The 18,901-nt window shown below is 67.5% G+C and carries 24 protein-coding genes; 7 read left to right on the top strand and 17 right to left on the bottom strand.

Annotated features, from left to right (window positions below; genetic code table 11):
- Window positions 1-52: 52 nt before the first annotated feature.
- Window positions 53-1,183 (top strand): PilT/PilU family type 4a pilus ATPase, encoded by a 1,131-nt coding sequence (locus ACIPR8_RS13320; protein ID WP_132864775.1) that lies wholly within the window; start codon window positions 53-55, stop codon window positions 1,181-1,183.
- A gap of 326 nt (window positions 1,184-1,509) precedes the next feature.
- Here ACIPR8_RS13320 and ACIPR8_RS13315 read toward each other — a convergent pair whose 3' ends face one another.
- Window positions 1,510-2,046: a DNA-3-methyladenine glycosylase I gene (locus tag ACIPR8_RS13315; RefSeq protein WP_446541339.1), complete on the bottom strand. Its 537-nt coding sequence runs from the start codon at window positions 2,044-2,046 to the stop codon at window positions 1,510-1,512.
- Between the two features lie 77 nt (window positions 2,047-2,123).
- Between ACIPR8_RS13315 and ACIPR8_RS13310 the strand changes: the two genes are divergently transcribed.
- From ACIPR8_RS13310 to ACIPR8_RS13300, 3 genes are read left to right on the top strand one after another with little or no spacing between them, the layout of a single operon-like run.
- On the top strand, window positions 2,124-2,690 hold the full coding sequence (locus ACIPR8_RS13310) for a YqgE/AlgH family protein (RefSeq protein ID WP_192286508.1): 567 nt from the start codon (window positions 2,124-2,126) through the stop codon (window positions 2,688-2,690).
- Window positions 2,683-3,150, top strand: coding sequence for a Holliday junction resolvase RuvX (gene ruvX, locus ACIPR8_RS13305; protein ID WP_446541338.1), 468 nt, complete (start codon window positions 2,683-2,685; stop codon window positions 3,148-3,150). The genes ACIPR8_RS13310 and ruvX overlap by 8 nt, the downstream gene beginning before the upstream one ends.
- 19 nt (window positions 3,151-3,169) lie before the next feature.
- Complete coding sequence (locus ACIPR8_RS13300; protein WP_132864771.1) at window positions 3,170-4,120, top strand: aspartate carbamoyltransferase catalytic subunit; 951 nt, start codon at window positions 3,170-3,172, stop codon at window positions 4,118-4,120.
- Between the two features lie 84 nt (window positions 4,121-4,204).
- On the opposite strand, the gene ACIPR8_RS13295 is transcribed toward ACIPR8_RS13300, so the two are convergent.
- The 16 genes from ACIPR8_RS13295 to ACIPR8_RS13220 all read right to left on the bottom strand — a co-directional run bounded on the left by ACIPR8_RS13295 (window position 4,205) and on the right by ACIPR8_RS13220 (window position 16,912).
- The gene (locus ACIPR8_RS13295) at window positions 4,205-4,939 is read right to left on the bottom strand and encodes a tetratricopeptide repeat protein (protein ID WP_446541337.1); all 735 of its coding nucleotides are present in this window, start codon (window positions 4,937-4,939) and stop codon (window positions 4,205-4,207) included.
- Window positions 4,940-5,010: 71 nt separating this feature from the next.
- Window positions 5,011-5,277, bottom strand: coding sequence for a hypothetical protein (locus tag ACIPR8_RS13290; protein WP_446541336.1), 267 nt, complete (start codon window positions 5,275-5,277; stop codon window positions 5,011-5,013).
- A 114-nt stretch (window positions 5,278-5,391) separates the two neighbouring features.
- A complete protein-coding gene (mgtE, locus tag ACIPR8_RS13285; RefSeq protein WP_132864768.1) occupies window positions 5,392-6,753 on the bottom strand; it encodes a magnesium transporter in 1,362 nt (453 codons plus the stop codon).
- Between the two features lie 118 nt (window positions 6,754-6,871).
- A complete protein-coding gene (gene ptsP / locus ACIPR8_RS13280) occupies window positions 6,872-8,590 on the bottom strand; it encodes a phosphoenolpyruvate--protein phosphotransferase (RefSeq protein ID WP_446541335.1) in 1,719 nt (572 codons plus the stop codon).
- A 46-nt stretch (window positions 8,591-8,636) separates the two neighbouring features.
- The gene (locus ACIPR8_RS13275) at window positions 8,637-8,906 is read right to left on the bottom strand and encodes an HPr family phosphocarrier protein (protein WP_132864766.1); all 270 of its coding nucleotides are present in this window, start codon (window positions 8,904-8,906) and stop codon (window positions 8,637-8,639) included.
- Window positions 8,899-9,291: a PTS sugar transporter subunit IIA gene (locus ACIPR8_RS13270; RefSeq protein WP_446541334.1), complete on the bottom strand. Its 393-nt coding sequence runs from the start codon at window positions 9,289-9,291 to the stop codon at window positions 8,899-8,901. The genes ACIPR8_RS13275 and ACIPR8_RS13270 overlap by 8 nt, the downstream gene beginning before the upstream one ends.
- Window positions 9,292-9,367: 76 nt before the next feature.
- On the bottom strand, window positions 9,368-10,246 hold the full coding sequence (gene rapZ, locus ACIPR8_RS13265; RefSeq protein WP_446541333.1) for an RNase adapter RapZ: 879 nt from the start codon (window positions 10,244-10,246) through the stop codon (window positions 9,368-9,370).
- Window positions 10,243-11,193, bottom strand: a complete 951-nt coding sequence (gene hprK / locus ACIPR8_RS13260) for an HPr(Ser) kinase/phosphatase (RefSeq protein ID WP_132864763.1) — start codon at window positions 11,191-11,193, stop codon at window positions 10,243-10,245. The genes rapZ and hprK overlap by 4 nt, the downstream gene beginning before the upstream one ends.
- Window positions 11,190-11,642 carry a PTS sugar transporter subunit IIA gene (locus tag ACIPR8_RS13255; protein ID WP_446541332.1) on the bottom strand — a complete coding sequence of 151 codons (453 nt, stop codon included), beginning with the start codon at window positions 11,640-11,642 and terminating at the stop codon, window positions 11,190-11,192. The genes hprK and ACIPR8_RS13255 overlap by 4 nt, the downstream gene beginning before the upstream one ends.
- A 24-nt stretch (window positions 11,643-11,666) precedes the next feature.
- On the bottom strand, window positions 11,667-11,981 hold the full coding sequence (gene hpf / locus ACIPR8_RS13250) for a ribosome hibernation-promoting factor, HPF/YfiA family (RefSeq protein ID WP_132864761.1): 315 nt from the start codon (window positions 11,979-11,981) through the stop codon (window positions 11,667-11,669).
- Between the two features lie 59 nt (window positions 11,982-12,040).
- Window positions 12,041-13,474: an RNA polymerase factor sigma-54 gene (locus ACIPR8_RS13245; protein ID WP_446541331.1), complete on the bottom strand. Its 1,434-nt coding sequence runs from the start codon at window positions 13,472-13,474 to the stop codon at window positions 12,041-12,043.
- Window positions 13,475-13,516: 42 nt separating this feature from the next.
- Window positions 13,517-14,236, bottom strand: a complete 720-nt coding sequence (lptB, locus tag ACIPR8_RS13240; RefSeq protein WP_192286500.1) for an LPS export ABC transporter ATP-binding protein — start codon at window positions 14,234-14,236, stop codon at window positions 13,517-13,519.
- Window positions 14,236-14,763, bottom strand: a complete 528-nt coding sequence (gene lptA / locus ACIPR8_RS13235) for a lipopolysaccharide transport periplasmic protein LptA (protein ID WP_132864758.1) — start codon at window positions 14,761-14,763, stop codon at window positions 14,236-14,238. The genes lptB and lptA overlap by 1 nt, the downstream gene beginning before the upstream one ends.
- Entirely contained in the window at window positions 14,741-15,307 is a 567-nt protein-coding gene (gene lptC / locus ACIPR8_RS13230) for an LPS export ABC transporter periplasmic protein LptC (RefSeq protein ID WP_132864757.1), read from the bottom strand. The genes lptA and lptC overlap by 23 nt, the downstream gene beginning before the upstream one ends.
- Window positions 15,307-15,852 carry a KdsC family phosphatase gene (locus ACIPR8_RS13225; protein ID WP_132864756.1) on the bottom strand — a complete coding sequence of 182 codons (546 nt, stop codon included), beginning with the start codon at window positions 15,850-15,852 and terminating at the stop codon, window positions 15,307-15,309. Before ACIPR8_RS13225 ends, lptC begins: the two co-directional genes overlap by 1 nt.
- Window positions 15,853-15,910: 58 nt before the next feature.
- Window positions 15,911-16,912, bottom strand: a complete 1,002-nt coding sequence (locus tag ACIPR8_RS13220) for a KpsF/GutQ family sugar-phosphate isomerase (RefSeq protein WP_446541330.1) — start codon at window positions 16,910-16,912, stop codon at window positions 15,911-15,913.
- 53 nt (window positions 16,913-16,965) lie between these two features.
- Here ACIPR8_RS13220 and ACIPR8_RS13215 point away from each other — a divergent pair, with 53 nt between their 5' ends.
- The 3 genes from ACIPR8_RS13215 to ACIPR8_RS13205 are packed head-to-tail and all read left to right on the top strand — an operon-like array spanning window position 16,966 to window position 18,817.
- Entirely contained in the window at window positions 16,966-17,196 is a 231-nt protein-coding gene (locus tag ACIPR8_RS13215) for a BolA family protein (protein ID WP_446541329.1), read from the top strand.
- Window positions 17,197-17,237: 41 nt separating this feature from the next.
- The gene (gene murA / locus ACIPR8_RS13210) at window positions 17,238-18,512 is read left to right on the top strand and encodes a UDP-N-acetylglucosamine 1-carboxyvinyltransferase (RefSeq protein WP_446541328.1); all 1,275 of its coding nucleotides are present in this window, start codon (window positions 17,238-17,240) and stop codon (window positions 18,510-18,512) included.
- Window positions 18,509-18,817 (top strand): EF-hand domain-containing protein, encoded by a 309-nt coding sequence (locus ACIPR8_RS13205; protein ID WP_132864752.1) that lies wholly within the window; start codon window positions 18,509-18,511, stop codon window positions 18,815-18,817. Before murA ends, ACIPR8_RS13205 begins: the two co-directional genes overlap by 4 nt.
- The last annotated feature ends 84 nt before the right edge of the window (window positions 18,818-18,901 follow it).

Below are 18,901 nucleotides of genomic sequence, written 5' to 3'. Positions count from 1 at the left end.
TCGTCGCAACCCTGTTTCGTGACCACCCTTATTGGCTCCGAGGGAGCATGCCATGAGCACCATTGATTTCACCTCGTTCCTCAAGCTGATGGCGCACCAGAAAGCGTCGGACCTGTTCATCACCGCCGGCATGCCGCCGTCGATGAAGGTCAACGGCAAGCTGTCGCCGATCACCCAGACCCCGCTGACCAGCCAGCAGAGCCGCGACCTGGTGCTGAACGTGATGACGCCGGCCCAGCGCGAGGAATTCGAGAAAACCCACGAGTGCAACTTCGCCATCGGCGTGTCCGGCGTGGGCCGTTTCCGCGTGAGCTGTTTCTACCAGCGCAACCAGGTGGGCATGGTGCTGCGTCGCATCGAGACGCGCATTCCCACCGTGGAGGAGCTGAACCTGCCGGCGGTGATCAAGACGCTGGCCATGACCAAGCGCGGCATCATCCTGTTCGTCGGCGCCACCGGCACCGGCAAGTCGACCTCGCTGGCGGCCATGATCGGCTACCGCAACCAGAACTCCAGCGGCCACATCATCACCATCGAGGACCCGATCGAATTCGTGCACAAGCACGAAGGCTGCATCGTCACCCAGCGTGAGGTGGGCATCGACACCGACAGCTGGGAAGCGGCGCTGAAGAACACCCTGCGCCAGGCGCCGGACGTGATCATGATCGGCGAAATCCGTACCCGCGAGGGCATGGACCACGCCATCGCCTTCGCCGAAACCGGCCACCTGGTGCTGGCCACGCTGCACGCCAACAACGCCAACCAGGCGATGGACCGCATCATCAACTTCTTCCCGGAAGACCGTCGCAACCAGCTGTTGATGGACCTGTCGCTGAACCTCAAGGGCGTGGTCGCGCAGCAGCTGGTGCCCAAGCCCGACGGCAAGGGCCGCCGCGTGGCGATGGAAATCCTGCTGGGCACGCCGCTGGTGCAGGACTACATCCGCGACGGCGAGATCCACAAGCTCAAGGAAGTGATGAAGGACTCGGTGCAACTGGGCATGAAGACCTTCGACCAGAGCCTGTTCGAGCTGTACCAGGCCGGCGAGATCAGCTACGACGACGCACTGCGCTACGCCGACTCGCAGAACGAGGTGCGCCTGCGCATCAAGCTCTCCCAGGGGGGCGATGCCAAGACCCTGTCGCAGGGTCTGGATGGTGTGGAGATCGCCGAGGTCCGTTGAGGGCTGGAGGCGAGTGGAAAGGCCGGTCCTGCGGAAGCGGGACTGGCCTTTTTGTTTTGGAATATTGCGCGAACGGCGTACCCCTCCCCGGCCCTCCCCTTGCTGCGCAAAGGGGGGGGGAGAGGCCGCATTACTGCGCAGAAAATGGTGTTGCTGCCGCCTGATCGATCGCAGCGACAGCCCCCTCCCTTTGCGCAGCAAGGGGAGGGTTGGGGAGGGGTGCTCTTCGCTCGATCTCCCCGCGAAGCAAAGGGGATGGCCGGGAAGGGGGTAGGCGCTTTCCAACCCATCCCCGCTTCGCGGCTGAAGCCGCTCCTACCCGGTCTTTAGCCCTGCAGCCACTTCGGCTTGAGCTTCAGCACGCGCGCATGCACCGGGCAGCTTTCGTGGTGCGCACCGGGCAGGTAGCCCAGGCTCATCAGGAACTCGCCGGTGATCTCGCCGCCGGTGAAACGGAAGGTCTTCTTGAACAGCTTCACCCATTCGGCCTTGCTCAACGGGTGGTGCGCGTCCAGCCAGGCCGAGAAGCCGCCATGGGAGCGGCGCAGCCCCTGGATCACCTGCGCGTTGTGGATGGCGGCCTGCACCTTGAGCCGGTTGCGGATGATCGCGGCATCGCCCATCAGGCGCGCCACGTCGGCCTCGCCGTAGGCGGCCACGGTGTCCACGTCGAAGCCGTCGTAGGCGGCACGGAACCCCTCGCGCTTGCGCAGGATGGTTTCCCAGCTGAGCCCGGCCTGGTTGATCTCCAGCAGCAGGCGCTCGAACAGCTCGCTTTCCGCGTGCTGCGGAAAGCCGTACTCATGGTCGTGGTAGGGGCCATGTACAGGGTGGCCCGGAGCGAAATCACAGTAATAGGTCATGGGCATCTCCCAAGCGGGGAAGCCACGATTATCGCCATTACACAGCGGCAGGCGGCTGTAATCGGTAGAATTGGGGCATGTCCGCGCTGTCCCTGCCCCTGTCCAACCACCTGCTGGTCGCCCTACCGTCCCTGGCCGATGGCACGTTCGCGCGCAGCGTCGCGCTGATCTGCCAGCACGACGAGAACGGCGCCATGGGCGTGGTCGTCAACCAGGCCTCCGATTTCACGCTGGGCGAGGTCTTCGAACAGATGGAGATCGACTGCGACGACGGTGACCTGCGCGCGGTGCCGGTGCTCAATGGCGGGCCGGTGCATACCGAGCGTGGCTTCGTCATCCATGACGACGCGCGCGGTTGGGATTCCAGCCTGACCGTTGCCGACGGCCTGTACCTGACCACCTCGCGCGACATCCTCGAGGCCATGGCCATCGGCCAGGGGCCGCGCAATGCGCTGGTGACCCTGGGGTGCGCCGGCTGGGGCGCCGGACAACTGGAACAGGAACTGGCCGACAACAGCTGGCTGACCGTTCCGGCCGATGCGGCGTTGCTGTTCGCCACGCCGCTGGAAGAACGCTGGCAGCTGGCCGCCGCGCGGATCGGCGTGGACCTGTTCCGCCTGACCGGGTACAGCGGCCGTGCCTGAGCCGGCCCGCCTGTCCACCGACAGCACCGTACTCGGCTTCGACGTCGGCTCGCGCCGTATCGGCGTGGCCATCGGCAGCGCCTTCGGCGTCGGTGCACGCGCCATCGCCGTGGTCGAGGTGCATGCCAACGGACCGGACTGGGCCGCGCTGGACCGCCTGCACAAGGAGTGGCGGCCGCAGGGCCTGATCGTCGGCGACCCGCTGACCCTGGAAGGCGAGGACCAGCCCAACCGCAAGCGCGCGCATGCCTTCGCCCGGCAGTTGCAGCAGCGCTACAGGTTGCCGGTGCTGCTGGTCGACGAGCGCTCCAGCTCGGTCGAGGCCGCGCATCGCTTTGCCATCGAACGTGCCGAAGGCCGCAAGCGCCGCCGCGATGCCGCCAACCTCGATGCCGTGGCCGCCGCGGTCATCATCGAGCGCTGGCTGTCGGCCCCGCACGACGCCACCCCCATTTCCTGACTGCCGAAGATCTCCCGCCATGACTGCTGCGCAACTCGATGACCAAGGACGCCTCCGCCACCTGCTGACCCTGGAAGGGTTGCCCCGAGAGACCCTGCTGCAGCTGCTCGACCGCGCCGGCCAGATCCGTGACGCGGCGGTGGGCCGGATCAGCAACAAGCGCGCGGTGCTGGCCGGCACCGCGGTGTGCACGCTGTTCTTCGAACCGTCCACGCGCACCCGCAGTTCGTTCCAGCTCGCCGCGCAGCGGCTGGGCGCGGACGTGCTCAATTTCGATGCCTCCACCTCGTCCACGCGCAAGGGGGAAACCGCCTGCGACACGCTGAAGAACCTGGAAGCGATGGGCGTGCGCGGCTTCGTCATCCGCCATCCGGACGACGGCGCGGTGGCGGCGCTGGCCGCCGCGGCCGGCGAGGGCACCGCGCTGGTCAACGCCGGTGACGGTCGCAGCGCGCACCCGACCCAGGGCCTGCTCGACATGCTGACCCTGCGCCAGGCCAAGGGGCCGGACTTCTCCAAGCTCAAGGTGGTGATCGTCGGCGACGTGAAGCACTCGCGCGTGGCCCGCACCGACCTGCACGCGATGCGCACGCTGGGCGTGGGCGAGATCCGCGTGTGTGGCCCGCAGTCGTTGCTGCCCGATGATGAAACCCTCAAGGGCTGCGTGGTCGGACAGGACTTCGACGCGCTGCTGGAAGGTGCCGATGCGCTGATGATGCTGCGCCTGCAGCGCGAGCGCATGGAAGAAGGGCTGGTGCCGTCGCTGGAGCAGTACCACGCGCAGTACGGGCTGACTAACGAGCGCCTGAAGCGTGCCGGCAAGGACGCGGCGGTGTTGCACCCGGGCCCGATCAACCGCGGCGTGGAAGTGACCGACGAAGTGGCCGATGGCCCGCAGTCGTGGGTGCTGCGCCAGGTCGCCAATGGCGTGGCCGTGCGCATGGCGGTGCTGGAAACCCTGCTGGGTTGATGCCGGCTGCCGCAGCAGGAGCGGTTTCGGCTGCGAAGCCAGGATTCCATCCGCTCCACCGTTGATCGCCCCCAACCTTAGGCGTCACTTCCCGCCGGCACGCTCCCGCAGCTGCTGGATGTAGGTCAGCTCCTGCAGCGCGACCGGGTTGTCGGGTTCCAGTTCCAGCGATTGCTCGTAATGGGATTGTGCCGACGGCAGGTCGCCCAGCTCGATCAGCGAGAACCCCACGCCGCGCAGCGCCAATGCCTGCAGATGCGCGGCCTCGGGATGGCTGCGGGTCAGTTCCAGCGCCTGTTGGTAGCTGGCCAGCGCACCACGCCAGTCCTTGCGCTGGTTGAAGGCGATGCCGCGTTCGGTCAGCACGTCGGCCTCATACGGGGCAGTTGCCTGGGCCTGGTCCAGCCACTGCATGGCCTGGTCGGTGTCGTGGTACTCCACGGCGATGTAGGCCAGCTGCTTGTAGGCATCGGCGCAGGCCATGTCCAGCCAGTCCAGCGGCGTGCCGTCGTTGTGGTCGGCCAGGTACAGCTCGTACTGTCGTTGGGTACGGAAGCTCACCGCATGTCGCCCGGCGACCGCCCGATAGGCATCGCAGTGCTGGGCGACCTCCAGCAACGCAACGCGCGCCTGCGCGTTGTCACCTTTCAGGCTCTGCTCGACCGATTGCTGGACCGATGCCCGTAACTCCCTGCCCAGGCCCGGCTCGGCGGGGCGCGGGGCGACCGGCGCGGTGGTCAGCTTCCACGGGCCGGTTTCGGTCTGTGCGAAGGCGAGCTTGCAGCACAGTCCGAGCGTGACGATCAACAACAGGCGCATACCCCCCCCCCGGTGCAGTGGCGTTGCCGGCGAGCTTTGCACGCCGTGGTCGCCGTTGCCAGTGGTTCGCCTCAGCTGTCGTGCGGTGCCATCGCCAGGATGGCCAACTGCTGCTGGGCTTCCTCGTTGCCCGCATCGGCGGCGGCCTTGACCTCCTGCAGCGACGGGTGCATCACCACCAGCAGCGGGTACTCGCACTGCGGGCAGGTGTATTCGGTCTGCTCGTCGTGCAGCTCCATCTCCATCTGCCGCGAGCTTCCCTGCCATTCGCAGGCCGGGCAGGCATGGTTCTGGTCGCGCCAGCCGGGCTGGTAGTAATCGGTGACGGTGGTGGTCATGGGCGGTGCCTGCGGATGGGCTGCGGAGTGTAGTACGTCAGGCTTCACGCCATCCGGGAGGTCGCGGGCAGCCAGGTCGCCGGGGCGTCGCGGATGTACGACGCCCTGCTGCAATCAATGCAGCAGCACCAGCGTGGCCAGACCAAGGAAGGTGAAGAAGCCCATCGTGTCGGTCACGGCGGTCAGGAAGATGCCGCTGGCCAGCGCCGGGTCGAAGCCCAGCCGCTTGAGCGTCAGCGGCACCAGCACGCCGGCCGAGGCGGCGAACAGCAGGTTGCAGGTCAGGGCCACAGCGATCACCAATGACAGCCCTGGCATGTGGAACCAGGCCAGCACGATCAGGCCCAGGATCGAGCCGAGCAGCAGGCCGTTGAGCAGCGCGACGCGCAGTTCCTTCCACAGCAGGGTGCGTGCGTTGGACGCGCCCACCTGGCCCAGCGCCAGGCCGCGCACCATCAGCGCCAGTACCTGGGTGCCAGCGTTGCCGCCAAGACCGGCGACGATCGGCATCAGCACGGCCAGTGCCACCAGCTTGTCGATGGTGCCTTCGAAATGACCGACCACGCTGGAGGCCAGGAACGCGGTGCACAGGTTGATCGACAGCCACATCAGGCGCCGGCGCATGGCGCGCCAGACCGGGCTGAACAGGTCCTCGTCCTCGTCCAGGCCGGCCGCGCCCAGCACCTGGTGCTCGGCCTGGCCACGGATGATGTCGACCACGTCGTCGATGGTGATGCGGCCGATCAGGATGTTGTTGTCATCCACCACCGGTGCCGAGACCCAGTCGTGGTCGGAGAACTGGCGGGCCACTTCGTCGGCGCTCTCGCCGACGTCGATGGCCGGCTGCTCGTCGTCGATCAGGCGGTTGATCGGGGTGGTGTCCTCGTGGGTCACCAGCGAGGCCAACGACAACCGGCCCAGGTATTGGTGACGACGGCTGACCACGAACAGGTGGTCGGTATGGTCCGGCAGCTCGCCGCGCAGGCGCAGGTAACGCAGCACCACGTCGACGTTGACGTCGGCACGCACGGTGACCACGTCCGGGTTCATCAGGCGGCCGGCGGTGTCTTCCGGATAGGACAGTACCTGCTCGAGCCGCTCGCGGTTCTCGCGGTCCATCGACTTGAGCACTTCGTCGATGACGGTGTCGGGCAGGTCCTCGACCAGGTCGGCCAGGTCGTCGATGTCCAGGTCTTCGACCGCGGCGATGATCTCGTCCGGGTCCATGTCCGCCAGCAGGCTCTCGCGCACGTCGTCGCCGACGTGCACCAGTACCTCGCCGTCATCTTCGGCGTCGACCAGCCCCCACACCACCTCGCGCTTGCCCGGCGGCAGCGATTCGAGCAGGTTGCCGATCTCGGCCGGCGAAAGGGTGTTGACCAGGCGGCGTACGGGGCCAAGCCGGCCGCTGTCGAGCGCATCGGAAAGCAGACGCAGCTGTCGTGCGGTCTTGTCGTGGCGTACCGCTTCGGCCATGCGCTGCTCCCGGGAATGAAAAGGCCGCTATCCGGGGCAAGGATGCGGCATCGGCGGTGTTGAGCCCGTCATTATCGCGTGCACGGCGTGCCGATGCACAGGTGCCGGGGCATCGGAATCAGTCGCGGGCGTTGCCGTTGATCCAGCGCTCGATGCCACGCCGGTCGCGGGCGGCCAGCAGTTGCGGTGCCTGCGCGCGCAGGCCGGTGAGGTCCACTTCGCGGATGGCGCGGCGCACCTCCAGCAGGGTGCCGGGGTGCAGGCTGAACTCGGTCAGGCCCAGCGCCAGCAACATTGCCGTCATCTGCGCGTCACCGGCGATCTCGCCGCACACCGCCACCGGGGTCTGGTGGCGTCGCGCGGTCTCGATCACCTGCCACAGCAGCCGCAGCACCGCCGGATGCAGCGGCGAGTACAGCTCGCTGACCGCCTCGTTGTTGCGGTCGGCGGCCAGCAGGTATTGCACCAGGTCGTTGGTGCCGATCGACAGGAAATCGACCTGGTCGATGAAGCATTCCAGCCCGATGGCTGCCGCAGGCACCTCGATCATCGCCCCGACCGGGATGTTCTCGGCCACTTCATGGCCATCGTTGCGCAGCAGCGCGGCCAGTCGCGACAACCGGCGGCGCACCGCCATGATCTCCTCGCGGCTGCTGACCATGGGCACCAGGATGCGCACCGGCCCGTAGCCGGAGGCGCGCAGGATGGCGCGCAGCTGGGTGTCGGCGACCTTGGGGTTGGCCAGCGACAGGCGCACGCCGCGCAGGCCCAGCGCCGGGTTCTCCTCGTTGCCCATCACCAGGCCGGTGCGATCGGCCTTGTCCGCACCCAGGTCCAGCGTGCGGATGGTGACCGGCCGGCCGCTCATGCCGAGCACGGTGTCGCGGTAGGCGCGGAACTGTTCTTCTTCGTCCGGCAGGTGGTTGCGCTGCAGGAACAGGAATTCGGTGCGGTACAGGCCCAGCCCGCGTGCGCCCAGCGCATGCGCCTGGGCCACGTCGTCCTGGGATTCGGCGTTGGCCAGCAGGGTGATTTCCTCGCCGTCCAGCGTGCGGGTGGGCTTGGCGCGCAGGCGGCCCAGTTCGCGTTGCTCGCGGGCCAGCTCGCGCTGGCGCGCACGGTACTGGCGCAGGTCGGAGGAGGCGGGCTCGATGACGATCTCGCCGCTGCCGCCATCCAGGATCATCACGTCGCCGTCGTTGACCTTGTTCAACACGGCGCTGGCGCCCACTACCAGTGGCATGTGCAGGCTGCGGGCCAGGATGGCGCTATGCGAGAGCACGCTGCCGCCGCTGCTGACGATGCCGACCACGCCCTGCGACTGCAGTTGGGCCAGTTCGGACGGGGCCACGTTCTCGCAGACCAGGATCTCCCCGGCCAGCCCCTTCACATGGGTGGCGCGCTTGTGCAGGAACGAATGGATGCGGCCGATGACGTGGTCCAGGTCGTCGATGCGGCTCTTGAGGTAGGCGTCCTCCATGCCCTCGAACACCTGCGCCAGGCGGTCGCGCTGGACGCGCAGCGCATGGCTGGCGCTGTAGCGCTTGCCGCGCACCAGTTCATCCAGTGCGGTAAGCAGTTCGGGGTCGTCCAGCAGCATGGCGTGCAGGTCGAGGAACTCACCGACCTCGGCGGGCAGGGCGCCCTGCAGGCGGCTGCGCAGTTCACGCATCTCCGCGCGCGCCGCATCGGTGGCGCGGTGCAGGCGTTCCAGTTCCTGTTCGACGGCCGATGCGGCAATGCGCTTCTCGCCGGTTTCCTGCACGTGCGGCAGGCGGACACGGGCACGTCCCAGGGCCGTGCCACGCGACGCCGCCAGCCCGTGCAGCCGGGTCATGGCAGCAGGCCCCTTGGCGTGTCGGCGGGAGGCGGCAGCGCGCGCATCAGTTGTCTTCGTCGAAACGGCGTTCGAACAGGGCGGTGATGGCTTCCAGCGCGGCACCTTCGTCCTCGCCATCGACGCGGACGGTGACCGGGGTGCCCTGGCCGGCGGCCAGCAGCATCACGCCCATGATGCTCTTGGCATTGACCTCGCGGCCCTTGGCCACCAGCGTGGCATTGGCGCGGAAGGCCGATACCACCTGCACCAGCTTGGCGGTCGCGCGGGCATGCAGGCCCAGGCGGTTGGATACGGTGAGTTCTTTCTCAAGCATCGTCGACGATGACTCCATTGCGAGCGCCCGCCGCCGCAGTGGCGGGCAGTTGGTCCAATCCCTGTTCCGGATAGTTCATCGCCCGCAGCAGCATCGACAGGCTCAACCCGGAGACGCGCCTGGCCGGGGTGCCCAGCCGGACCAGCTGGTTGGCCAGGTTGCTGGGGCTGGCGCCGTACAGGTCGGTCAGCACCAGCACGCCTTCGTCACCCTCGACCCGTCGCATCGCGGCCGAGGCCGCGGGCAGCAGTGCGTCGAGGTCGGCATCGAAGGGGACTTCGAAGGCTTCGGTCTTCAGCGGCAACTGCCGCAACAGGGTGGTCGCCACTTCCAGCAGGGAAGTGCCGACGCCGGGATGGGTCACGAGGAGAATGCCGCAGGTCATCCCTGAACGTTAACAGGTCACCATGAGTCCGCGATAGCGTCGAAACCTGTCTTCTGTGTGCCGTTCAGTACGGGGTTCAATCCTGCTCGCGGTGGAAGGTGGCCACGTCCGGCCAGCCCTGTTCGCGGGCATGCCGGGCCAGGCGCTCGGCCAGGTACACCGAACGGTGCTTGCCACCGGTGCAGCCGAAGGCCACGGTCACGTAGGCGCGGGTCTCGTTGCCCAGCTTGGGCAGCCAGGTGTCCAGCAGGTCCTGCAGCTGGGCGACATAGCGCACCACCTCCGGCTGGGCATCCAGGTATTCGCGCACCTCGCGGTCACGGCCGGTCAGCGAGCGCAGTTCCGGGTCCCAGTGCGGGTTGGGCAGCACGCGCGCATCGAACACGAAGTCGGCCTCGGCCGGCACGCCGCGCTTGTAGGCGAAGGACTCGAACAGCAGCGAGAGCTTGCTCTGCTGGCTCAGCGCGAATTCGGTGATGACCCGGCGCCGCAGCTGGTGCACGTTGAGCCGGGTGGTATCGATCACCGCATCGGCTTCGCGGCGCAGTGGAGCGGTCAGCTCGCGTTCGCGGATGATCGCCTCGGGCAGCGACAGCCCGAGGTGGCTGAGCGGGTGGCGACGGCGGGTATCGGCATAGCGCGCCAGCAGGGTGTCGTCGTCGGCCTCGAAGAACAGCAGGCGGGCATCGATGCCGTACTCATTGGCAGTCTGGCGCCACTTCCCCAGTTGGCTCAGATCGCTGCGCCCACGAACGTCGATACCGATGGCCAGTCGTTGTGGGCTGCTGTCATTGCGCTGGCCGAGCACCCCGCGCACGAATTCCGGCAGCAGGTTCACCGGGATGTTGTCCGAGCAGTAGTAATCCAGGTCCTCGAAGGTCTTCAGGGCGACCGATTTGCCCGAGCCGGACAGGCCGCTGACGATGACCAGCACCGGGGACGGTAAGGCGCTCATGGACTGCGTTGCTCCAACAGGTTGCTGTGGCGGGCGATGAACATGGCGGCCGGGTCGATGCCCTTGGTGCGCAGGATGTGCAGACGCGTGGCGGCCTCGGTCAGCACCGCCAGGTTGCGGCCGGGCATCACCGGCAGGGTGATCAGCGGCACGTCCAGGTCGAGCACGTGGCGCTTGCCGGAATCGCCGGTCAGGCGTTCGTAGCCATAGGCGCTGGGTTCGGTCATCGGCTTGGTCAGGTGGACGATGAGGCGAAGGTACTTGTTCTTCTTTACAGACGTGTCACCGAACATCTGGCGCACATTGAGCACGCCCAGGCCGCGGACCTCGAGCAGGTCCTGCAGCAGTTCCGGGCAGGTGCCGTCGAGCACGTCCGGGGCGATCTGGGTGAACTCCGGGGCATCGTCGGCGACCAGCCGGTGCCCGCGCGAGAGCAGTTCCAGTGCCAGCTCGCTCTTGCCCGAGCCGGCCTCGCCGGTGATCAGCACGCCGATGGAGTAGATCTCCATGAACACCCCGTGCAGGGTGATGCGGGGCGCCAGGGTCCGGGCCAGGTGGTAGCTGAGGTGGTTGAGCAGCTCGTGGCCACGCTTGGGCGAGACCCACAGGGGGGTCTGGGATTCGTCCGCGGCCGCACGCAGGTCTTCCGGGCAGCCATGGCTCTTGGTGATGACCAGCGCCATCGGGTGGGCCTGGATGATCCGTTCGATCACCTCCCAGCGCTGGCGCGCGTCCAGCGAATCCAGCCAGGTCAGCTCCTCGGTGCCGAGGATCTGGACCTTGTTGGGGTAGATCGTATTCAGGTAGCCGGCCAGCGACGGCCGCCGTGACACGGTGTTGCCCGCCTCCAGTTCGCGGCGTGCGCCTTCGCGTCCGGCCACCCAGCGCAGGTCGAGCTTCTCGCGCTGCTGGTCGAACAGTTCCTGGGCAGTGATGCTGGTATTCATCCGCGGGGCGCCTGTGGCGGTTGGGTGATGATCTGCTGCAGTGCCTCGGCATCGGGCGCATCGCGCAGGGCCTGGCGGACGCTGGCATCGGAGAACAGCTCGGCCAGCTCGGACAGCAGCATCAGGTGCTGGTGGGTGTAATGCTCGGGTACGGCCATGGCGAAGACCAGGTCCACGCCCTCGTCGCCGCCGAAATCGACCGGCTGCTGCAGGCGCAGCAAGGCGCCACGGGGCCGTTGCAGGGTAGGGGAGCGGCCATGCGGGATGGCGATGCCATGGCCGATGGCGGTGCTGCCGACGCGTTCACGCTCGCGCAGGCTGTCAAAAAGGCTGTCTGCGCCGGCTTCGCGACAGGCCAGCAGGCGCGAGGCGGCAAGAAGGGTGCTGTCTCGATCAGCGGCCGCGAGTACCTGGGTACTCACGGCCGCCATCAGGTCGGTCAACGGCATGTCTGGTGCGGAGAGTGGCTGCTGTCAGCCATTGTCGCGCAGTGCATGCGATGCGTGGGGAAGATGTTTTTCCTTGTGCTTGATGACCAACCGGTCCAGCTTGTCGGCAAGGACGTCGATGGCCGCATACATGGTCGAGCCGGCGGCGTCGGCATGCAGGGTGCGCCCGGGCAGATTCACCGTGGCGACGACGAGGAAGTCAGGCTTGCGAGTGGACAGCTGCACCCGTATCTCGCAGTGCTGGTCGACGTGTCGTCCCACCCGCTCCAGTTTCGTTTCCACGTACTCCTTCAGGGCGGGAGTGACTTCGATCTGCTGGCCATACGTCTCGATACGCATCGGATTCCTCCTGTGGTTCGGGGTTGCCTCATGAACCCTCTGCCCAGCCAGCGAAAGCTTCAGACGATGCGGACGCGTTCGTGGGAGGCAGAAATGTTCATGGCTTCACGATACTTCGCCACGGTGCGCCGCGCCACCGGTATTCCACTGGTCTTGAGCAGCTCAGCCAGCTTCGCGTCAGAAAGCGGTTTGCGCGGGTTTTCGCCATCGATCAGGTTGCGGATCATCGACTGGATGGCGGTGCTGGACGCCTCGCCGCCACCCTCGGTATCGATGCCGGAGGCGAAGAACGCGCGCAGCGGCAGGGTGCCGCGCGGGGTGCGCACGTACTTGCGGGCGATGGCGCGGGAAATGGTGGATTCGTGCAGGTCCAGTTCGCTGGCGATTTCACGCAGCGTCAACGGGCGCAGGGCCTGTTCGCCGAATTCCAGGAAGCCGGCCTGGTGGTGCAGCAGGCTGCCGACCACGCGCAGCAGGGTTTCGCCGCGCGCCTCCAGGCTCTTGAGCAGCCAGCGGGCCTCCTGCAGCTGCGCGCGCAGGTAGCTGGCGTCGGCATCGCCACAGCGGCGGATCAACTGTTCGTAGCCGCGGTGGATGACCACCCGGGGGCCGGCGTGGCCGGCCAGCGCGCAACGCCAGATGCCGCGCTGGCGCCAGATCACGCAGTCCGGCACCACGTAGGTGTCCGAGGTCAGTTCGCCGAGTTGCTTGCCCGGGCGCGGGTCCAGCGAGCGCAGCAGCTGCACGGCCTGCTCGACCGCGTCCAGGGGCTGCTTGAGTTCCTGGGCGATGCCGGGGATGCCGGCGCGCGGCAGGCGCTCCAGCGGGCCGGCGGCGATGCCGCGGGCCAGCACCAGGCCCGGGGTGTCGGCGGGCAGGGCATCCAGTTGCAGGGACAGGCATTCCCCCAGCGAGCGCGCGCCCACGCCGGCCGGGTCGAAGCGCTGGATCTGGCTTAGCACCGCGAGGATTTCGTCCTCGTCGGCATGGATATCGGGAAGCAGGGTTTCGGCGATGCCCGGCAGCGGCTCACGCAGGTAGCCGTCCTCGTCCAGTGCATCGATCAGGGCCACGCCGATGGCGCGGTCGCGGGCACTGATGTGGGACAGGTGCAACTGCCAGAGCAGGTGGTCGGCCAGCGTGTCGGCTTCGGCGGCCTGTTCGCGGCTGTCGCCGTCGCCGTCCTCGTCGAAGGAACCGCCGTGGCCGCTGCTCCAGTCCTCATCCCGGCCTTCCCAGCTGTCGCCATCGTCGCTGATGTCGCCCTGGCCGAGGTCGGCCGGGGCTTCATCGCTGGACGCGCCCGGCGCGGCCTCGTCGTCGCCAGCGTTGTCGCCGTTCTCGGCCCATTCCAGCAGGGGATTGGTTTCCACCGCCTCGACCAGCTCCAGTTCGAGCTCGGTGCTGGACATCTGCAGCAGCCGGATGGCCTGACGCAACTGGGGCGTCATGACCAGGCTCTGTCCCATCGATGTCTGCAGCCGAGCTTTCATGCCGGGTTCCGTCCGGGGAAGGGCGTGACGTTGGCCGCAGGCTCAGAGGGTGAACGCGTCTCCCAGGTAGACGCGGCGAACGTCGGTGTTGGCCAGCAGCTGTTCCGGTGCCCCCTGCGCGAGAACGCTGCCTTCAGCGAGGATATACGCCCGGTCGCAGATTCCCAAGGTCTCGCGCACGTTGTGATCGGTGATCAACACGCCGATGCCGCGCTGCTTGAGGTGGGTGACGATGCGCTGGATTTCGCCGACCGAGATCGGGTCGACGCCGGCGAAGGGTTCGTCGAGCAGGATCATGCGCGGCTTGGCCGCCAGCGCGCGGGCGATCTCGCAGCGGCGACGCTCGCCACCGGACAGGCTGGCGCCGGCCTGGCTGGCGACGTGGCTGATCTGCAGTTCTTCCAGCAGCGCCGACAGTTCGCGCTCGCGGCCCTCGGCGTCGAGGTCGTCGCGCAGCTCCAGCACCAGCCGGATGTTGTCGGCCACGCTCAGCTTGCGGAACACCGAGGGCTCCTGCGGCAGGTAGCCCACGCCCAGCTTGGCGCGCGAGTACATCGGGTCGGCGGTGATGTCCTGGCCATCGAGCACGATGCTGCCGGCATCGGCGGCGACCAGCCCGACGATCATGTAGAAGCAGGTGGTCTTGCCGGCGCCGTTGGGGCCGAGCAGGCCGACCACTTCGCCGGCTTCCAGGGTGAGCCCGAAGTCCTTGACGACTTCGCGGTTCTTGTAGCGCTTGCGCAGGCCTTGGGCGACGAGCATTACTTCTTGTCTCCCTGCGCGGCCGGTGCCTTGGCCTTGGGCTGGATGACGGTACGCACGCGGGTGCCGTCGCCGCCGCTCTGCATCGCGCCGGTGCGGGTGTTGTAGACCATGCGCTGGCCGGCATTGGTGCCGCGCTCGGACTCGACGTTGTAGTTGCCGGTGAGGATGATCACTTCGCTGCTGATGTTGTAGTCCATGTTGTCGGCACGGGCGTTCATCCAGGTGTTGTCATCCATCTGCTGCTTCAGGGTGGCCTGCTTGCCGGTCAGGATCACCCGCTCGGTCTCGCCGTTGCGCTGGATCACGTCGGCGCTGTCGGCGTGGATCTCCAGCGTGCCCTGGACGATCACCACGTCACCGCGGAACTGGCATTTGCCGTTGTCGCTGAAGTTGCAGTCGTTGTTGTTGGAGTCGATCGTCATCGGCTGGTTGCGGTCCGAGCTCTTGGCCCACGCCAGGCCAGGTGCGAGCAGGGCGGCGAGCAGGGTGATCGACGCGAGCTTAGCGGGCAGCATTGGGTTCATAGCGGGTCTTGACTCGGGATTGGAGGGAGTACTGCTGGGTTTTCAGGTTGGACTGGAAGCCGACGCCGGTCTGGCTCAGGCCCGGCCGGGTCAGGGTGACCTGGGCTTCGGTACGGGCCAGGTTCTGCTTCGGGAAGATATCCAGCGAGGTCGTGCGGAAGGTGGTGGGCGGGGTCTTGCCGTCCTTGGGGCTGTCACCGGCCACGTTGCCGCGCAGGCGCAGCTCCTCGCCCTTGGGGCTGACCCAGCCGGTATCGGCGCGCAACTCCCAGTGGTTGCCCGCATCATCGGGCAGCAGGAACAGCGGCTGGGTGATGGTCGAGGTCTGGTCGGCGCGCTTGCGCTGCATCGCCGGTGCCCGCAGCGTGGCCGACTCCTTGCCTTCCTCGTCCAGGCTGATGATCTCGAAGTTGGAGAGCACGAAGTCGTTGACGTTCTCGCTGATCTGTTCCGGGCCGGCCACGGTTCGATGGCGCCAGGCCGAAATGCCGGTGACCAGCGCGGCGATGAACAGGCCGACGCCCAGGACGGTGCGCCAGTTCATCAGGCGTACCTCGCCAGCACGGCTTCCACCTTGCCCTGCGCCGCCAGCAGGGCGTCGCACAGCTCGCGCGCCGCGCCCCGGCCGCCGGCGGCACGGGTCTGCCAGTGCACGCGTTCGGCGATCCACGGGTGGGCGTCGGCCGGGGCAACGGCCAGCCCGACCGCGCCCAGCGGGGCCAGGTCCGGCAGGTCGTCGCCGAGGAAGGCCACCTGGTCCAGGCCGATACCGTGCTGCTCGCACAACGCCCGCACGCTGGCCAGCTTGTCGCCGACGGCGATCTGGGTGTCGATGCCCAGGTCAGCACCACGCTTCTGGGCCGACAGGCTGTTGCGGGCGGTGATCAACACCGGATGGATGCCGTGCTGTTGCAGCAGTTTCAGCCCAAGCCCGTCCTGCACGTAATACGCCTTGCTCTCGTTGCCGGCATGGTCGTAGTACAGGCGGCCGTCGGTCAGCGTGCCATCCACGTCGAAGCAGGCCAGCCGGATACGTGCGGCCACGGCGTGCAGCGGGGCGGGGAAGTGGTCGAGCGGGGAATAGGGCATCAGCGGGCAAGGTCCGTTGCGGCGGGCATTTCGGGGTAGATGGGGGATTGTGCGGGGTTTAAACCACTTTTGCCCGCAACAGGTCATGAATGTTCAGGGCGCCGACCGGGCGATTGTCGCCATCGACCACGATCAGGCCGTTGATCTTGTGCTTCTCCAGCAAACGTGCTGCTTCCACGGCCAGCTGGTCGGCGCCGATGGTGCGCGGGCCGCGGGTCATCACCTGGGCGATGCCGGCGGTGCGCACGTCCACGTCGGTGTCCAGGGCACGGCGCAGGTCACCGTCGGTGAACAGGCCGACCAGGCGGCCGTCGGCATCGACCACCGAGGTCATGCCCAGGCGCTTGCGGCTCATTTCCATCAGCGCCTGGCTCAGGCTGGCGTCCTCGGGCACGCTGGGCAGGTCCGCGCCGCTGTGCATCACGTCGGTGATGTGCAGCAGCAGGCGCCGGCCCAGGCTGCCGGCCGGGTGCGAGCGGGCGAAATCGTCGGCGGTGAAGCCGCGCGCGTCGAGCAGGGCCAAGGCCAGCGCGTCGCCCATCGCCAGCGAGGCGGTGGTGCTGGAGGTCGGGGCCAGGGCCAGCGGGCAGGCCTCGTGGTCCACATTCACGTCCAGGTGCACGTCGGCGGCCTTGGCCAGGCTGGACTGGGGCCGGCCGGTCATCGAGATCAGGGGGTTGCCCTGGCGCTTGAGCACCGGCAGCAGCATCAGCACTTCGTCCGACTCGCCGGAGTAGGACAGCGCCAGTACCACGTCGTCCTCGGTGATCATGCCCAGGTCGCCATGCCCGGCTTCACCGGGGTGCACGTAAAAGGAGGGGGTGCCGGTGGAGGCCAGGGTGGCGGCGATCTTGCGCGCGATATGCCCGGACTTGCCCATGCCGGTGGTCACCACCCGTCCCGGGGAGGCCAGCACCAGCCGGCAGGCGGCGGCGAACTCGGCGCCGATGCGGCCCCCCACGCGGTCCAGCTCGGTACGTTCGATCTCGAACACGCGCCGGCCACTGGCGACCAGGTCGGTATCACGCAGGGTATCGAGAGAAAGCGGGGAAGCAGCCATGCGGGCGCCACTCGGAATAGTAGAATGGACGTTCATTTTATTAGGAAAGCGCTTTGGACGCCGAGACCATCCGAAACCTTATCCAAGCCGGGCTGCCCGGCGCCCGTGCCGACGTGCAGGGTGAAGACGGCGTTCACTTCGAAGCGACGGTGGTCTGCGAGGCCTTTGCCGGCAAGCTGCCGCTGGCCCGCCACCGCATGGTCTATGCGACGCTGGGCGACCTGATGGGCGGCGCGATCCACGCGCTGGCGCTCAAGACCGTTACCCCGGGTGAAGCCGGCTGAGCCGGCGCACCTCCATTTCCCCTATTCCGGCTTCCACATCCATGGCAAAAATCGTAGTCACCGGCGGCAAGGCGCTGAACGGTGAGGTTCATATCTCCGGCGCCAAGAACGCCGTCCTGCCGATCCTGTGCGCCACCCTGCTGGCCGATGCGCCGGTGGAAATCACCAACGTGCCGCACCTGCACGACGTGATCACCACCGTGAAGCTGCTCGGCGAGCTGGGCGCCAAGGTCACCATCGACCAGGGCACGCTGTCGCGCGGCAGCGCGGTGGTGGTGGACCCGCGCAGCGTGGACCAGCACGTCGCGCCGTATGAGCTGGTCAAGACCATGCGTGCCTCGATCCTGGTACTGGGGCCGCTGCTGGCCAAGTTCGGGCAGGCCGAAGTGTCGCTGCCGGGTGGCTGCGCCATTGGCTCGCGTCCGGTCGACCAGCACATCAAGGGCCTGCAGGCGCTGGGTGCGCACATCAACGTCGAGAACGGTTTCATCAAGGCGCATGTCGACGGTCGCCTGAAGGGCGGTCGCTATACGTTCGACATGGTCAGCGTCACCGGCACCGAGAACGTGCTGATGGCCGCGGTGCTGGCCGAAGGCACCACCGTCCTGGAAAACGCGGCGATGGAGCCGGAGGTGTCCGACCTGGCGTACTGCCTGATCGCGCTGGGCGCGAAGATCGAGGGCATCGGCACCGCACGGCTGGTGATCGAGGGCGTGGAGCGCCTGCACGGCGGCCGCCACGCGGTGCTGCCGGATCGCATCGAGACCGGCACCTTCCTGGTCGCCGCGGCGATGACCGGCGGCCGCATCGTCGTGCGCAACGCGCGCCCGGACACGATGGACGCGGTGCTGCAGAAGCTGGTCGAGGCCGGTGCCGAGATCAGCACCACCGAGGACACCATCACCCTGGACATGCACGGCAAGCGGCCCAAGGCGGTGAACATCACCACCGCGCCGCACCCGGCCTTCCCGACCGACATGCAGGCCCAGTTCATGGCCATGAACTGCGTGGCCGACGGCGTGGGCGTGATCAAGGAAACGATCTTCGAAAACCGCTTCATGCACGTCAACGAGCTGCTGCGCCTGGGCGCGGACATCCAGGTGGAAGGGCATACCGCCATCGTCCGCGGCGCCGAGCGGCTGAGCGGTGCGCCGGTGATGGCCACCGACCTGCGCGCCTCGGCCTCGCTGATCCTGGCCGGCCTGCTGGCCGAGGGCGACACCACCATCGACCGCATCTACCACCTTGACCGTGGCTACGAGAACATCGAGGAAAAACTCGGTGCCCTCGGTGCCAGCATCCGGCGCGTGTCATGATCCTCAAGGGCCGTTTCACCCCGCGTCGCAAGGCATTGCTGGTCCTGGTGCTGATGGCCCTGGCCTGGCTGGGCTGGGGCTGGTATAGCGGCGTGGCGATCACCCGTGGCGTGGAAAAGGAGCAGATGGACTGGAATGGCGATGGCCAGGTCAGTGGCGAGGAGTTCTTCCAGGCCTTCTACGCCGTGCAGGTGAAGGACACCGAGGAAGGCAACCGGCAATGCCGCAGCTTCGTGTGGCGCAGCAGCGGTGAGGAATTCCGCCGCGACTGCCGCACGGTGTTCAAGAAGGACGCCGCCGAATGAAAGAAGCCTCCGGACAGGAGGCTTCTTTTTTGCATTTCTGCATGTCGCGGTGACCGGGCGGCGGTCGTCACCGTGCGGTGCGAC

It is taken from the genome of Stenotrophomonas sp. LARHCG68, assembly GCF_052871705.1.
The sequence above is the reverse complement of the archived record's forward strand: the minus strand, read 5'-3'. Positions and strand labels throughout refer to the sequence as shown.